General features: G+C 46.6%; 14 protein-coding genes and 1 pseudogene. All 15 read right to left on the bottom strand.

The annotated features are described in order from the left end of the window. On the bottom strand, window positions 1-363 hold a 363-nt coding region (locus VN447_RS19100; RefSeq protein WP_325527273.1), incomplete at its 3' end, for a GTP-binding protein. A 58-nt stretch (window positions 364-421) separates the two neighbouring features. Further along, window positions 422-2,500, bottom strand: a complete 2,079-nt coding sequence (gene fusA / locus VN447_RS19095) for an elongation factor G (protein WP_325527271.1) — start codon at window positions 2,498-2,500, stop codon at window positions 422-424. 116 nt (window positions 2,501-2,616) lie between these two features. Next, window positions 2,617-3,087 carry a 30S ribosomal protein S7 gene (rpsG, locus tag VN447_RS19090; protein ID WP_325527269.1) on the bottom strand — a complete coding sequence of 157 codons (471 nt, stop codon included), beginning with the start codon at window positions 3,085-3,087 and terminating at the stop codon, window positions 2,617-2,619. Between the two features lie 43 nt (window positions 3,088-3,130). Next, window positions 3,131-3,511: a 30S ribosomal protein S12 gene (gene rpsL / locus VN447_RS19085; RefSeq protein ID WP_325527268.1), complete on the bottom strand. Its 381-nt coding sequence runs from the start codon at window positions 3,509-3,511 to the stop codon at window positions 3,131-3,133. 102 nt (window positions 3,512-3,613) lie between these two features. Further along, complete coding sequence (locus VN447_RS19080) at window positions 3,614-3,868, bottom strand: ribosomal L7Ae/L30e/S12e/Gadd45 family protein (RefSeq protein WP_325527266.1); 255 nt, start codon at window positions 3,866-3,868, stop codon at window positions 3,614-3,616. Window positions 3,869-4,086: 218 nt separating this feature from the next. Next, window positions 4,087-8,055, bottom strand: coding sequence for a DNA-directed RNA polymerase subunit beta' (gene rpoC, locus VN447_RS19075; protein WP_325527264.1), 3,969 nt, complete (start codon window positions 8,053-8,055; stop codon window positions 4,087-4,089). Window positions 8,056-8,076: 21 nt separating this feature from the next. Next, a complete protein-coding gene (gene rpoB, locus VN447_RS19070; RefSeq protein ID WP_325527262.1) occupies window positions 8,077-11,889 on the bottom strand; it encodes a DNA-directed RNA polymerase subunit beta in 3,813 nt (1,270 codons plus the stop codon). Window positions 11,890-12,272: 383 nt separating this feature from the next. Next, the gene (rplL, locus tag VN447_RS19065; protein ID WP_325527259.1) at window positions 12,273-12,641 is read right to left on the bottom strand and encodes a 50S ribosomal protein L7/L12; all 369 of its coding nucleotides are present in this window, start codon (window positions 12,639-12,641) and stop codon (window positions 12,273-12,275) included. Between the two features lie 53 nt (window positions 12,642-12,694). After that, a complete protein-coding gene (gene rplJ, locus VN447_RS19060; RefSeq protein WP_325527258.1) occupies window positions 12,695-13,225 on the bottom strand; it encodes a 50S ribosomal protein L10 in 531 nt (176 codons plus the stop codon). A 174-nt stretch (window positions 13,226-13,399) separates the two neighbouring features. Beyond that, window positions 13,400-14,104, bottom strand: a complete 705-nt coding sequence (gene rplA, locus VN447_RS19055; protein WP_325527256.1) for a 50S ribosomal protein L1 — start codon at window positions 14,102-14,104, stop codon at window positions 13,400-13,402. Window positions 14,105-14,171: 67 nt separating this feature from the next. Next, a complete protein-coding gene (rplK, locus tag VN447_RS19050) occupies window positions 14,172-14,597 on the bottom strand; it encodes a 50S ribosomal protein L11 (RefSeq protein ID WP_325527254.1) in 426 nt (141 codons plus the stop codon). Window positions 14,598-14,611: 14 nt separating this feature from the next. After that, window positions 14,612-15,154, bottom strand: a complete 543-nt coding sequence (gene nusG / locus VN447_RS19045) for a transcription termination/antitermination protein NusG (protein WP_325527252.1) — start codon at window positions 15,152-15,154, stop codon at window positions 14,612-14,614. Window positions 15,155-15,192: 38 nt separating this feature from the next. Next, entirely contained in the window at window positions 15,193-15,408 is a 216-nt protein-coding gene (gene secE / locus VN447_RS19040; protein WP_325527250.1) for a preprotein translocase subunit SecE, read from the bottom strand. Between the two features lie 60 nt (window positions 15,409-15,468). After that, window positions 15,469-15,618, bottom strand: a complete 150-nt coding sequence (gene rpmG / locus VN447_RS19035) for a 50S ribosomal protein L33 (protein WP_075752794.1) — start codon at window positions 15,616-15,618, stop codon at window positions 15,469-15,471. A 224-nt stretch (window positions 15,619-15,842) separates the two neighbouring features. Further along, window positions 15,843-16,041: pseudogene (gene tuf, locus VN447_RS19030) on the bottom strand (elongation factor Tu); the annotation flags it as partial.

The raw sequence follows: 16,041 nt of genomic DNA, 5'->3' as shown, positions 1-16,041 counted from the left end.
CAGGATGTGCTCACGGGTTTGCGGCATAGGGCCGTCAGCAGCCGATACTACCAGGATTGCGCCGTCCATTTGAGCTGCGCCGGTGATCATGTTTTTAACATAGTCAGCATGACCTGGGCAGTCAACGTGTGCATAGTGGCGAGCTGCAGTTTCATATTCAACGTGTGCAGTATTGATCGTGATACCGCGTTCTCTTTCTTCTGGTGCTTTGTCGATTTGGTCATAGGCCATGAACTCGGCTCCGCCATGTTTCGACAGGGTCATTGTAATTGCAGCTGTCAGCGAGGTTTTGCCATGGTCAACGTGACCGATGGTGCCAATGTTAACGTGCGGTTTGTTTCTTTCAAACTTTTTCTTAGCCATTTGAGTGTTACCTCCTAAGTTTATTACTTTTTAAAGATTTAACAATTAAGCAAGCGAGTTACGCACCCTTATTTTTAGCGGCGATAACTTCAGCGATAGCCTTAGGAACTTCTTCATAATGATCAAATTCCATTGAGTAGTTGCCACGGCCTTGGGTCTTCGAACGAAGGTCTGTTGCGTAGCCGAACATTTCAGAAAGCGGCACAAACGCTTTTATCGATTGAGCGCCAGAACGGGCTTCCATACCTTCGATGCGACCCCGGCGGGAATTTAAATCGCCGATAACATCGCCCATATAATCTTCAGGGACAATAACTTCAACTTTCATGTATGGCTCAAGGATAACCGGAGTTGCTTTAACGCAACCAGCTTTAAAGCCCATTGAACCAGCAATTTTAAAGGCCATTTCTGAAGAGTCAACATCATGGTATGAGCCGTCAACAACGGTTACCTTAATGTCAACCATCGGATAGCCAGCAGATACGCCGGTTTCCATAGCTTCCTTGATACCAGCTTCAATCGGATTAATGTATTCTTTAGGAATAGCACCACCGACAACTTTGTTTTCAAAGATAAAGCCTTGGCCTGGTTCAAGCGGCTCAATTTGCAGCCAGCAGTGACCGTATTGACCACGACCGCCGGACTGACGGACAAATTTGCCTTCAGATTTAACGGCCTTACGGATGGTTTCGCGGTAAGCAACCTGAGGTTTGCCCACATTGCATTCTACCTTGAATTCCCGCAGCATCCTGTCGACGATAATCTCAAGGTGTAGTTCGCCCATACCTTTGATGATAGTCTGGCCGGTTTCCTGGTCAGTCATCATATGGAAAGTAGGGTCTTCTTCAGCAAGACGGTTTAGAGCTACACCCATTTTCTCTTGGTCAGCCTTGGTCTTCGGTTCAACAGCAATGGAAATAACCGGATCAGGGAAGACCATGGACTCAAGAACAATGACGTTTTTGTCATCACACAGCGTATCACCGGTAGTAGTATCTTTTAGTCCTACAGCGGCGGCTATATCGCCAGTGTAAACTATTTCGATTTCCTCACGGTGGTTAGCGTGCATCTGAAGAATCCGTCCAATGCGCTCCCGTTTTCCTTTTGTGGAGTTATACACGTAGGAACCGGAAGCCAACTTACCGGAATATACCCGGAAAAACGCCAGTTTTCCGACATAAGGGTCAGCCATGATCTTAAATGCCAGCGAAGAGAACGGCAGGTTGTCATCAGCAGCGCGCTCATCTTCAGCACCAGTCTCAGGGTTAACACCTTTGATTGCCGGGATATCAGTCGGGGCAGGCATATAAGCGACAACAGCATCCAGAAGCGGCTGTACACCTTTGTTTTTGTAAGACGAACCGCATAGTACCGGCGTCATTTTACAGGCGATGGTAGCTCTACGGATAGCTAATTTAATTTCTTCGGTGGTGAGTTCTTCACCCTCAAGGTATTTCATCATCAGCTCATCGTCGCTTTCGGCGACTGCGTCTAACAGGTTTTGGCGGTACAGTTCAGCGTTTTCCACCATATCTTCGGGGATCTCGCTAGCCTCACTCACTTTGCCTAAATCGTCAGTGTAGATAACAGCCTTCATGTCAATAAGGTCAACAAAGCCTTTGAAGGTGTCTTCAAAACCGATTGGCAATTGGATAGGCACTGCATACGCACCAAGACGGCTTTTCATCATATCGACAACCCGGTAGAAATCAGCGCCGGTGATGTCCATTTTATTAACATATGCCATACGGGGAACACCATATTTGTCAGCTTGACGCCATACGGTCTCAGACTGAGGTTCTACGCCGCCTTTAGCGCAAAATACCGCAACTGAACCATCAAGCACTCTGAGCGAACGTTCTACTTCAACTGTAAAGTCCACGTGTCCTGGTGTGTCAATGATGTTAATACGATGCCCGTCCCATTGGGCTGTAGTGGCCGCAGAGGTAATGGTTATACCTCTTTCTTGTTCTTGCACCATCCAGTCCATAGTCGCAGCGCCATCATGTACTTCACCAATCTTGTGTACTCTGCCGGTATAAAACAGTATGCGTTCAGTCGTAGTGGTCTTGCCGGCGTCTATATGCGCCATGATGCCGATGTTCCGCGTCTTTTCCAGTGGAAACTTTCGGGCCACTATTTTCACTCCTTAGTATCGCGGGTTCGCCGAATGCAGTCTCAAATCAAGGACGGGTTGCTTACGCAACCCCCGTTATATTCGATCCCCACACCACGAACTCCGTACTTCGAATTTTACCAGCGGTAATGAGCAAAAGCCTTATTGGCTTCAGCCATTTTGTGGGTGTCTTCACGCTTCTTAACAGACGCGCCAGTATTATTAGCAGCATCCATCAACTCTGAAGCAAGGCGTTCGTGCATGGTCTTTTCACCGCGAGCGCGTGAATAGTTAACCAACCAACGAATACCAAGCGACATTTTACGATCAGGCCGTACTTCAACAGGCACTTGATAGTTGGCTCCACCCACACGGCGAGCACGAACTTCAAGAACCGGCATAACGTTTTTCAACGCTGTTTCAAAAACTTCCATTGGATCTTTGCCGGTTTTGGCGCGAATAGCCTCAAACGCGTCATATACAATGTTTTCGGCAACACCTTTCTTGCCGTCATACATCAATTTGTTGATAAATCTAGTTACAAGCTTGGAGCTATATACCGGATCCGGCAATACATCCCGCTTGGGAACAGCACCTTTTCTTGGCATCAGTATCCCTCCTTCTTCCAAAACTCTACAGCAGTTCTAGTTGCTATTTCTTAGCAACAGCCTTTTTGGCACCGTATTTTGAACGGCCCTGGCTGCGTTTCGCAACACCGGCAGTGTCAAGAGCACCGCGAATAATGTGATAACGTACGCCTGGCAAATCTTTTACCCTGCCACCACGGATAAGTACAACCGAGTGTTCCTGCAGGTTGTGACCGATACCCGGAATGTAGGCAGTTACTTCGATGCCGTTAGTTAAGCGTACACGTGCTACTTTGCGGAGTGCAGAGTTAGGCTTCTTCGGAGTAGTTGTATATACTCTCGTGCATACGCCACGTTTTTGCGGACATTCTTTAAGTGCAGGAGCAGTGGACTTTTGTATCAGTGACTCCCGGCTTTTGCGCACTAACTGACTAATTGTTGGCATTTTTTAGCGCACCTCCTTCCCCAATCTCGTTATTTATTATTAAAAACTTCACCAACTGCTAGCAGCAGGCAAAATTATTAACGACTTGTCCCAGCTAACTGCCTATTTTAAAACAGCTACAGCCGCGGCACCGACTTCAATGCCACAGGCCTTACCAAGTTCACTCATGGTCGCCGTTTCATCAACCTGCACACCTTTTTGGCTGCACAGATGCGCCAGCGGCGCTACCACCCGGCGATCGGCATCATCAGCAAGGTACACCTTGGTGGCCAGACCTTTTTCCACAGCCCGCGCTGTTTGTTTAGCGCCAATGGCTTTATTGGCAGTCTTTAAACCCGCAAGTTCCTCACCGTTCACGACTTCCAACTCCTTCGGGTAAATAAGCAATGTTCACAAGGCACTCTAATATATTAACATTTCGAATTTCAAATGTCAATAAACTATTAGAGTTTCTGCGCACATTTAAATACACTAAACCGGGTGTATCATGGCCAGCAAATACTACCCCTAATACATCAAGACTGGGAATGGTTTTACACCACTCCCAGTCTTAGTATGTCTAGCTATTTTTATCCTTATTCACCAATTAATTCCTCTGGTTTCGGCAATGTTACATTCTTCAGCCGAACGTTGCGGTAACGGCTCATACCGGTACCGGCCGGAATTAATTTACCGATAATAACGTTTTCTTTAAGTCCCAGGAGCGGATCAACTTTGCCTTTGATGGCTGCTTCGGTAAGCACGCGTGTCGTTTCCTGGAAGGACGCTGCCGACAAGAAGGAATCGGTAGCCAATGACGCCTTAGTGATACCAAGGAGAATAGGCCTGGCTATGGCCGGCTCGCCACCTGCTTCAATGGCCTTAGCATTTTCTTCTTCAAAGGTATTTAGGTCGATATATTCGCCTGGAAGAACATCAGTATCACCGGCTTCTTCCACTTTTACTTTGTGCATCATCTGGCGAACCATGACTTCGATGTGCTTATCGTTAATTTCAACGCCCTGAGATTTATATACTTTTTGAACCTCATATACCAGATAGCGTTGAGTGGCTTTTAGGCCGCTAACCCGCAGAATATCATGGGGGTTTACCGCGCCCTCGGTCAGACGGTCGCCCGCTTCAACGGTTTGGCCGTCGCTGACAATAAGCCTTGCACCATAAGGTACCTGGTAGACACGTTCTTCACCCAGTGAGGCATCTGACGGAAAGATTGTAACCCGACGCATACCTTTAATCTCTTTTACTTCAACCCTGCCATCAACTTCGGTGATAATGGCCTGGCGTTTGGGTTTACGGGCCTCAAACAATTCTTCTACCCGTGGCAAACCTTGAGTAATGTCATCACCGGCAACACCGCCAGTATGGAATGTTCTCATGGTAAGCTGGGTACCAGGTTCACCGATGGACTGAGCAGCAATAATACCGACGGCTTCACCGACATCAACCATATGGCTTGTGCCCAGGTTGCGACCATAGCAGTTAATGCATACCCCAAAACGTGAACGGCAGGTAAGTACCGAACGAATAGATACTTTTTCACGCACTTTAACTACTTCGTCAGCCAAATCCTCGGTAATCAATTCGCTAATCTTAACAATGGTCTCACCAGTGGCCGGATTAATAATATCCTCTGCCGACATTCTGCCGACAATACGGTCTTTGAGAGACTCAATAACACCAGAACCTTCTTTGATGGCCTCAACTTCAATGCCTCTAATGTTATTGTTGCGAACTTTTACTTCTTTCACAGAGCTGGCCAAAACAGCCTCGATATGCTCTTCAGTAAACGGGGTGTCGGCAGGGACGAGTTCAACTCCATCGCTGGTTACGATAGCTTCGGTCGTGTTTTTGCCCAACATTTCCCTTACCATAGCTTCCTTAAGAGCAGCGCGTACTTTTGCTTCAGGCGCACCAAGAGCGATGGTTTCGGCAGCAGCAGCGCGTCCGACATCCTCTTCGGTATCGTCTGTTTGCCCTTGAATCATAATTTCAGGCACACCGCGCTCACCGATAAGACGCAGGTTGTCGTCATTCAGCACTGTTCCTTGCGGTAAAAGAATATCTGCCGTTTTAGGATCAAGTACCTCTTGAGCCAAGACACGACCAAGGAGTGTATCCCTGAGCATATCAATAGCACCGGCGCTCGACTGAGCCAGACGCGCCCGTTCGCGCACCAGGTTAAGTCCTACAATATCACAGTCTTCTTCGCGGACAATCACATCCTGAGCTACGTCAACCAAACGACGGGTGAGGTAACCGGAGTCGGCTGTCCGGAGCGCGGTATCAGCCAAGCCTTTACGCGCACCGTGTGTAGAGATAAAGTACTCTAATACTGTTAAACCTTCACGGAAGTTAGCTTTAATGGGAAGGTCGATAATTCGACCGGATGGATCGGCCATAAGACCGCGCATACCGGCTAACTGACGGATCTGTTGGATGTTACCGCGTGCACCTGAGTTTGCCATCATATAGACTGGGTTAAACCGGTCTAAAGTGGCCATCATGGCTGCAGTAACATCATCAGTGGCTTTGGTCCAAAGGTCGATGGTCTTTTTATAGCGTTCATCATCGGTTATCAGACCGCGACGGTACTGTTTATCGATGGTATCAACTTTTCCCTCAGCCGCAGCTAGAATCTCTTTCTTCTCACCGGGGATTTTGATATCAGATATAGCAATTGTTATACCGGCCCGGCAGGCGAAGGAGAAGCCAAGACGTTTAACGGCATCTAAAACTACTGCTGTTTTGGCATTACCAAATATACGGTAAGAATCTGCAACAAGTTTACCAAGTTGCTTCTTATCCATCAGCTTACCAAGGTGCCACCCGTCTTCTTTTTTCTCATAATGTCTAAGTTCAGGTGGTAAGACCTCGTTAAAGATAACCCGGCCTAAGGTTGTGTGAACCAGACCGTGACCTTCTAAACGCATCTTAAGTTTCTCATGTAAGCCAAGAGTCTTATGCTGGTAAGAAAGCAGGGCTTCATTCATGTTCGAGAAGGCTCTCAGGTGGCCATCTTCCGGATCTTTTTCAATTGTCAGGTAGTACGCACCTAGTACCATATCCTGAGTAGGCGTAGCTACCGGCCTGCCATCTTTTGTGGATAAGATATTATGAGCTGACAACATGAGCATACGGGCTTCGGCCTGAGCTTCTGCCGACAAGGGCACGTGTACCGCCATTTGGTCGCCGTCAAAGTCCGCATTGTACGCTGTACATACCAGTGGATGGATTTTAATGGCCCGGCCTTCTGACAGTACAGGCTCAAATGCCTGAATACCCAATCTATGCAAAGTTGGAGCACGGTTTAAGAGTACTGGATGTTCTTTGATAACCTCTTCCAGTACGTCCCAGACCTCTGGGCGCACTCTTTCAACCATACGTTTGGCGCTTTTGATATTGTGAGCATGGCCAGCATTGACCAGCTTTTTCATGACAAACGGCTTAAATAGTTCCAACGCCATTTCTTTAGGCAAGCCGCACTGATGCAGCTTAAGTTCCGGACCAACTACGATAACCGAACGGCCAGAGTAGTCTACCCGTTTACCCAAGAGGTTCTGACGGAAGCGTCCCTGTTTACCTTTAAGCATATCGCTTAATGATTTTAAGGGGCGGTTGCCAGGACCGGTAACCGGACGTCCGCGGCGGCCGTTGTCGATCAGAGCGTCAACGGCTTCTTGCAGCATCCGCTTCTCATTGCGAACAATGATATCCGGTGCACCTAAGTCTAGAAGGCGTTTCAAACGGTTATTACGATTGATTACCCGCCGGTATAAGTCGTTTAAGTCCGATGTGGCGAAACGACCACCGTCAAGTTGTACCATTGGCCGTAATTCAGGCGGGATAACCGGGGTTACATCCATGATCATCCAGGCGGGATTATTTCCTGACTTACGGAAAGCCTCGGAAACTTCCAGGCGTCGAATCGCCCGAATTTTACGTTGACCGCTAACTTCTTTTAGTTCTTGCCTGAGTTCACGGCTCATTTTTTCCAAATCAAGCTCTTCTAAGAGCTTCTTAATGGCCTCGGCACCCATGCCAACTTTAAACGCACTACCATATTTGTCCCTATGTTCACGGTACTCGTTTTCGTTTAAAAGCTGTTTTTTCATGAGCGGGGTGTCACCGGGATCGAGCACAATATAGGAAGCAAAGTATAAAACTTTCTCCAGCGAGCGAGGGGAAATATCAAGAATAAGTCCCATCCGGCTAGGTATACCCTTGAAATACCAGATATGGGAAACAGGCGCTGCCAGTTCAATATGGCCCATCCGGTCCCGCCGGACTTTCGACCGGGTTACCTCTACGCCGCAGCGGTCGCAGATAATGCCTTTATAGCGAATCCGCTTATACTTACCACAATGACACTCCCAGTCCCGGGTCGGTCCAAAGATCTTTTCGCAAAACAGACCTTCGCGCTCCGGCTTCAACGTACGGTAGTTAATAGTTTCAGGCTTTTTTACTTCGCCATGCGACCACTTGCGGATTTGCTCCGGTGACGCCAGACCAATACGCATCGAATCAAAGTTATTTACGTCCAACAAGGGGATATCGCTCCCTTCTAACTAGTCCAGATCCTCGTCGTCTATGATATCTTCCATATACTCACGGGGATTAGACTTTTTAGCATTTTCTTTGAGCTTCTTCGCATTGCTCTTTTGAGGCTGGAAATCAAATTCATCTTCATCTGCCCGCTGAGCAATATCTGGTTCCATTTCGCCAATTTCAGCGATAATGTCAAGTTCTTCTTCTAGCGGTTCGATATCATCATTAGCTTCAAGTTCATCAACTATATCGCTCTCAAAGTCCGCCTTTTTGCGTTCAACGGGAGCTTTCGGCACGTCGTCGCCAATATTCAGTTCCAATTCTTTAGCTGTTTCATTGATGTCTTCATCTGACTCGCGAATCATAATTTCCTGAGCATCTTCAGTCAGTATCTTAACATCAAGGCCAATACTCTGGAGCTCTTTAATCAGTACCTTGAAGGACTCAGGCACGCCAGGTTCAGGTACGTTTTCGCCTTTGACAATAGCCTCGTAGGTTTTCACACGGCCGACGACATCGTCAGATTTGACAGTTAAGAGTTCCTGCAGAGTATACGCTGCGCCATATGCCTCCAGCGCCCAAACCTCCATCTCGCCGAAACGCTGGCCGCCAAACTGGGCTTTACCGCCAAGTGGCTGCTGGGTAACAAGCGAGTATGGGCCTGTAGAACGGGCATGAATTTTATCGTCAACCAAGTGAGCTAGTTTGAGCATATACACATAACCAACAGTTACGTGATTGTCAAACGGTTCACCTGTCCTACCGTCATAAAGTGCAGTTTTGCCATCTTCTGACAAGCCTGCTGCTTTAAGCGTCTGGATAACTTCAGTTTCAGTGGCACCATCAAATACTGGTGTTGCCAGGTGAATGCCTGCACGATCAGGTTGCGGCATGCCATGTTTTTCTATATCATAGTTGATTGCTTTCAGGCGTTCGACTAAAGTCGGATCGCCCATTTTAACCTGCATCCCAATGGCGGCAGCGGCACGGCCCAAGTGGGTTTCAAGTACCTGACCGATATTCATACGGGATGGTACGCCCAGTGGGTTTAATACGATTTGCACCGGTGTGCCGTCAGGCAGGAAGGGCATATCTTCTTTGGGCATAATCCGGGAAACTACCCCTTTGTTACCATGGCGTCCTGCCATTTTGTCGCCTTCAGAAATTTTACGTTTCTGTGCGATATAGCAGCGCACCAATTGGTTAACACCTGGCGGTAGTTCATCGCCATTTTCACGGGTAAAGACTTTTACGTCCACAATTTTACCTGCTTCGCCATGCGGCACGCGAAGTGAAGTATCACGGACTTCACGGGCTTTTTCACCAAAAATGGCCCTGAGGAGACGCTCCTCAGCCGTCAGTTCTGTCTCGCCTTTCGGCGTTACTTTACCAACCAGTATGTCGCCGGGACGTACTTCTGCGCCAACGCGGATAATCCCTCGATCATCAAGGTCACGCAGTACATCTTCGGCAACGTTTGGAATATCGCGTGTAATTTCTTCAGGCCCCAGCTTGGTATCGCGGGCATCACATTCATACTCTTCAATATGTATGGAAGTAAAGACATCTTCTTTAACCAAATCCTGGCTTAAGAGGATGGCGTCCTCGTAATTGTAGCCTTCCCATGGCATAAAGGCTACCAGTACGTTATAGCCTAGTGCCAGCTCACCTTTATCTGTTGACGGTCCATCAGCCAGTACTTGCCCCTTAACGATTTGTTCACCCTTATACACGATCGGTCTTTGGTTAATACAAGTACCCTGGTTAGAACGCAGATACTTGAGCAGTTTATAGGTATCAAGTCCGCCCTTTTCAGTACGAATATGAATATCAGTGGCTGTGACCTTTTCTACAACGCCTGCATTTTTAGCTAGGATTACAACGCCTGAGTCACGGGCGGCTTTGTATTCCATACCAGTTCCAATAAGCGGCGCCTGCGTTTTGAGGAGCGGTACAGCCTGGCGTTGCATGTTGGCACCCATTAGGGCTCGGTTGGCGTCATCGTTTTCCAGGAAGGGAATCATAGCGGTAGCGATCGACACTACCTGCTTCGGTGAGACGTCCATATAGTCGACTTTTTCAGCCGGAACTACTAAGATTTCGTGTTTGTAGCGACAGGTAACGCGTGCCTCTTTAAATCTGCCATGTTCATCAAGTGGCTCATTGGCCTGTGCTATAACCATTTCATCTTCTTCGTCAGCCGTCAGGTACATTACATCTTCAGTTACCCGGTGTTCATGCTTATTAACTTTACGGTACGGTGTCTCAATAAAGCCAAATTCATTAATCCGTCCAAAGGTGGACAGCGACCCGATAAGTCCGATGTTTGGACCCTCTGGTGTCTCAATTGGGCACATCCGGCCATAGTGGGAATGGTGAACGTCACGGACTTCAAAGCCTGCGCGTTCCCGGCTAAGACCACCGGGGCCCAAGGCGCTGAGACGGCGTTTATGGGTAAGCTCAGCCAACGGATTAGTCTGATCCATAAACTGTGACAACTGGCTGGAACCAAAAAATTCTTTTATAGCGGCGACGACAGGCCTGATATTGATGAGAGCCTGCGGCGTAATTACATCGATGTCCTGAATAGTCATACGTTCTTTAACTACACGTTCCATCCGGGCTAAGCCAATACGGAACTGATTCTGCAGCAGTTCGCCGACCGAACGAAGGCGGCGGTTGCCTAAATGGTCAATATCATCAGTAGTGCCATGACCGTCCATTAAATTAAGAAGATAACTAATTGCAGCAATGATATCCTCTCTGGTAACAGTACGATGCGTAAATGGCAACACTGAGTTGAGTATCAATTTTACTGGAGTACCGTCTTTTTGCTTGATCCAAGCCTCATGCTTACCTGCTCCGTCAAAAATCTTGGCGGCAGCAATGCGATCAAGGACATCTTCTTCCAGAATTGTGTTTTCTTCAACAACGATCTCACCGGTTTCTTTATCAACAAGCGGTTGACCGAGTGTTTTACCTAATAGGCGGCGGCGCCAGCCTAGCTTTTTGCCAAGCTTATAGCGGCCAACAGTAGCCAAGTCGTAACGTTTAGAGTCAAAAAACAGTGACTCTAACAGTTGAGCAGCATTTTCCACCGTTGGTGGTTCGCCTGGACGCAGGCGTTTATAGATTTCAACAAGAGCTTCTTCTCTCGAGTCAGTGTTGTCCCGTTCCAGTGTCGCCCGGATGCGTACATCATCATTAAAAAGTTCGGAAATTACACCGTTAGAGACAAAGCCTAATGAACGGATAAGAACAGTGACCGGTAGCTTCCGGGTACGGTCGACCCTGACTGACACAACGTCATTTGGATCAGTCTCAAGTTCCAGCCATGCGCCACGATTAGGGATAACGGTAGCATTGTACAGCTTCTTACCGGTCGTATCGATCGACTCGCCGTAATATACGCCTGGCGAGCGCACCAGCTGGCTGACAATAACCCGTTCGGCACCATTTATAATAAATGTGCCATTGTCAGTCATGAGCGGGAAATCGCCCATAAATACTTCCTGCTCTTTTATCTCCTGCGTTTCTTTGTTGTACAGCCGGACGCTGACGCGAAGCGGAGCGGCATAGGTAACATCACGCTCTTTGCACTCTTCAACATCATATTTAGGTTCGCCCAGTGTAAAGTTTTCAAAGGACAGAATCAGGTTGCCGGTAAAGTCCTGGATCGGAGAGATATCGCGGAATATCTCCTGCAAGCCTTCCTTAAGAAACCAGTTGTATGAATTCTTCTGAATTTCTATAAGGTTGGGCATGTCCAGCACTTCTTCGATTTTGGCGTAACTATACCTGAACCTTTTGCCCACCGGAACAGGATTAAACATTAACCCACCCCTTAGCCATTTTACACTGACACACATTGCGGTATCGCAGAGTTCTACATAAGATAGCGATATATCGCAAATACTAAGCCAGTCAAATGAATAATAAAAAATACAAAACAAGCAAGGCTCTATATTTACTCAAGGACCTTGCTCTTTTTCGATGAAAAACGATTCATCCTCCATTATATTACTATTTCCTGCCATTCCAGATTTTATACTGATTTTTGCCAAAAAAATCTGTCAAGATATAGAAATATAAACATGTACGGCGATATATAATGGTATCATATATTATTTGATACGTCAAGAAAATTTAGGGATAATATGAAATTATTTCAAATTAAAAGGAGCACCCTAGAAGGTGCTCCTTTCTATTAAGTTAATTACTTAACTTCTACAGTTGCGCCAGCTTCAACAAGCTTAGCTTTGAGAGCTTCGGCATCAGCTTTGGAGATTTTTTCTTTAACAGCCTTAGGAGCGCCGTCAACTAGATCTTTGGCTTCTTTGAGGCCAAGACCGGTAACTTCGCGTACAACTTTGATAACGTTAATTTTGCCAGCGCCAGCGTTGGTCAGAATTACGTCAAACTCGGTTTGTTCTTCAGCAACAGGGGCAGCAGCAGCAGCAGGAGCAGCAGCAGCAGCAGGAGCAGCAGCAGACACACCGAATTTTTCTTCAAGGGCTTTTACTAGTTCGGAAAGTTCGAGCACGGTCATTTGCTCAATGGCTTCCATAATTTGTTCTTTAGTCATGTTAAAATACCTCCACAAATTTCATTTAAAATTATTTTCAAAGATAAACTAGATTACGCTGATTCTTTTTGTTGACGAACAGCGTCAAGCGCATATACCAGATTGCGCATAGTGCCAGAAAGCACATTGACGAAACCGGCGATAGGAGCTTGCATACCAGCCAAAACCTGAGCGATAAGTACTTCGCGAGGTGGCAGGTTGGACAGAGACTTAACACCGTTAGCGTCTATTACTTTACCTTCTACGAGACCAGCTTTTACTTCCAGAGTTTGCAGTTTGTTTTCCTTAACAAAATCAGAAATAACTTTAGCCGGAGCTACAGGATCGGTATAAGAGATAGCGATGGCGGTTGGCCCTTCGAGATAAGGATCAAGACCCTCGATACCTGCTTCTTTAGCAGCGATGCGAGTCAGAGTATTTTTAAATACCCGGTATTCTACACCTGCTTCACGCAGCTTGCGACGCAGTTTTGTATCCTGAGCCACAGTTAAGCCACGGTAGTTGGTCAGAACGGCGCCTTTGGTAGTGCTAAGCTTTTCTTTCAGGTCGGCAACCGACTGCTGTTTTTCTTGAGTTATAGCCATTTACATTACACCCCCTTTAGAAAGTATCAAAAGCAAAAGCGGCCTCCAGTGTAAACACACCGGAGGCCGCGTTATAACCAGTTTGAGTTACACGCTGCAAATCCCCGGCCTCGGCAGGAAAGCTTCCTAAAAAGCTTTTACTTTAATAACCTACTGTCTACAGCCTACTAAAAACTATTCTTTTTTGCCGGGAGCTTTCAGTGTGTTAACTTTAACACCAGGACCCATTGTTGAGCTTAAGGAAATGTTCCGCATATACTGGCCTTTGGCAGCAGATGGCTTAACCTTAATCAATGTGTCAATCAGGGTGTGGAAGTTCTTCAGCAGCTTCTCGCTGTCGAAAGATATTTTGCCGATAGGAGCATGGATGTTACCGGCTTTATCGGTACGGTATTCAATCTTACCGGCTTTAATTTCATTAATGGCACGTGTTACATCAAGAGTAACAGTACCTACTTTGGGATTAGGCATTAAGCCTTTAGGACCGAGGATTTTACCAAGACGGCCCACCATACCCATCATATCCGGTGTAGCTACGGCGACATCAAAATCAGCCCAGCCACCCTGGATTTTTTCTACCATATCTTCAGCGCCAACAAACTCTGCGCCAGCAGCTTCAGCTTCTTTTGCTTTTTCACCTTTTGCAAATACCAGCACGCGTTTGGTTTTACCAGTGCCATAGGGAAGTACAACAGCACCACGCACTTGCTGATCGGCGTGTTTCGGGTCAACACCCAGTTTAACTGCAACTTCTACAGTTTGGTCAAACTTAGCGCTTGCAGTTTTCTTAACAAGTTCTACCGCTTCTTCAGGATCATACAGCTTATCCAAATCGATAAGCTTAGCGGCCTCAATGTATTTTTTGCCATGTTTCGGCATATTAGTTATCCTCCTTCGTGGTAATAACGGAAGTACTTAGTCCTCCCACTTAAAACCGCCACTGTTATTAGTCGACGATTTCGATGCCCATGCTGCGGGCAGTACCCTCAATCATCCGCATAGCAGCTTCAACACTAGCGGCATTAAGGTCTTGCATTTTAGATTCGGCGATTTCCCTAACTTTGTCCCGGTTAACTTTAGCAACCTTCTTTTTGTTAGGTTCGCCAGAAGCGGTTTCAATACCGGCAGCTTTTTTCAGAAGAATAGCAGCAGGCGGAGTCTTGGTAATAAAGGTAAATGATCTATCTTCAAATACCGTAATCTCCACCGGAATGATAAGACCGGCTTGTTTGGCCGTTCTTTCGTTAAACTCCTTAACAAAAGCCATGATATTGACGCCAGCCTGACCAAGTGCCGGACCTACGGGAGGAGCCGGAGTGGCTTTGCCAGCGGGAACTTGCAGCTTTACAAGCTTTACAACCTTTTTAGCCATTATATTACACCTCCTTAATCAACTTTCGTAACCTGAGTAAAATCGAGCTCAACAGGCGTCTCCCGACCGAACATGTTGACAAGCACTTTGAGCTTGCCGCGATCAGGATTAATATCTACTACAGTGGCTGTCCAATTTTCAAAAGCACCTGAAGTAATACGCACCAACTGACTGAGCTCAATATCAATTTTTGGTTTAGCTTCTTCCATACCCATTGACTTGAGGATGTGTTTGACTTCACTTTCGCTCAGCGGAATAGGCTTGGTTCCAGACCCGACAAAACCAGTAACACCCGGAGTGTTGCGCACAACATACCAAGACCGGTCTGTTACAATCATTTCTACCAGAACATACCCGGGGAAAACTTTTTTCTTGGCAATTTTCTTCTTGCCATCTTTTATTTCCACTTCATCTTCCATCGGTACAAGCACCCGGAAAACTTCACTTTCCATTGCCATAGAATGGACTTTTTTCTCCAGGTTGGCTTTTACCTTGTTTTCGTAACCGGAATATGTATGGATAACATACCAGTGTTTTTCGAGTTTTTCGGATTCCATAGCCTCAAGGGACGCTATTACGCCCCCCACCCCCTAGTCTACTTGATGATAGCCTTTAACAATTGAGTGAAAGAAGCATCAATCACCCATATCAGGGCCGCAACAACAATAACCGTCACAAATACAATTCCCGTGTAGGAAATAAGTTCTGATTTACCCGGCCATGTTACCTTTTTTAATTCAGCTTTTACTTCCCGCAAAAATTTCTTCCAGCGCGATGTATTCGTCTGGATAGCTGTTTCCTGGGCGGCCATTCTCTCACATCCTGTGCGTACATTACCACACTCATCGTGGCAAGCTTAACAATGTTATGGTTACTTCGTTTCTTTGTGTGGAGTTTGTTTCTTGCAGAACTTGCAGTATTTGTTGAACTCCAATCTATCCGGGTCGTTCTTCTTGTTTTTATTGGTCTGATAATTGCGTTGTTTGCATTCTGTGCAGGCCAATGTTACCGCGTTGCGCATCCTGTACACCTCTCTTACCAGTAAATATAGCGCCGTGGGTCTATTATTTAATAGCTTTTTTCTTAAATGTCACTAATACAATTTATCACAATTATATCGGCATGTCAATAGCCCACAGGCTCGGGTATGTCAATAAATAAAGCAGGGTTATTTCCCTGCCTATTTATTATATCATATAAAGCTTTTAATATACAACTCTTTTGTAAAAACAGGTATTTTAGCTGTTATTTAACAATCGCGGTAACAACACCGGCGCCAACAGTACGGCCGCCTTCGCGAATCGCGAAACGCAGACCTTCTTCAATAGCAATCGGGGTGATAAGCGCAATGTTCATTTGAATGTTGTCGCCAGGCATTACCATTTCTACGCCTTCTGGCAGGGTGACAACTCCGGTTACGTCAGTTGTCCGGAAATAGAACTGC

Origin of the sequence: Sporomusa sp. (assembly GCF_035561155.1) — a bacterium.
In the GTDB taxonomy this organism is placed as follows: Bacteria; Bacillota; Negativicutes; order Sporomusales; family Sporomusaceae; genus Sporomusa.
This window is presented reverse-complemented; position numbering and strand designations above follow the sequence as displayed.

Excerpts from the sequence above, each read along its gene's own strand:
- rplA (WP_325527256.1), bottom strand. The coding sequence starts at position 14,104 with ATGCCGAAACATGGCAAAAAATACATTGAGGCCGCTAAGCTTATCGAT.
- rpoB (WP_325527262.1), bottom strand. The coding sequence starts at position 11,889 with ATGTTTAATCCTGTTCCGGTGGGCAAAAGGTTCAGGTATAGTTACGCC.
- rplJ (WP_325527258.1), bottom strand. The coding sequence starts at position 13,225 with ATGGCTATAACTCAAGAAAAACAGCAGTCGGTTGCCGACCTGAAAGAA.
- rpsL (WP_325527268.1), bottom strand. The coding sequence starts at position 3,511 with ATGCCAACAATTAGTCAGTTAGTGCGCAAAAGCCGGGAGTCACTGATA.
- rplL (WP_325527259.1), bottom strand. The coding sequence starts at position 12,641 with ATGACTAAAGAACAAATTATGGAAGCCATTGAGCAAATGACCGTGCTC.
- secE (WP_325527250.1), bottom strand. The coding sequence starts at position 15,408 with ATGGCCGCCCAGGAAACAGCTATCCAGACGAATACATCGCGCTGGAAG.
- rpmG (WP_075752794.1), bottom strand. The coding sequence starts at position 15,618 with ATGCGCAACGCGGTAACATTGGCCTGCACAGAATGCAAACAACGCAAT.
- nusG (WP_325527252.1), bottom strand. The coding sequence starts at position 15,154 with ATGGAATCCGAAAAACTCGAAAAACACTGGTATGTTATCCATACATAT.
- rpsG (WP_325527269.1), bottom strand. The coding sequence starts at position 3,087 with ATGCCAAGAAAAGGTGCTGTTCCCAAGCGGGATGTATTGCCGGATCCG.
- rplK (WP_325527254.1), bottom strand. The coding sequence starts at position 14,597 with ATGGCTAAAAAGGTTGTAAAGCTTGTAAAGCTGCAAGTTCCCGCTGGC.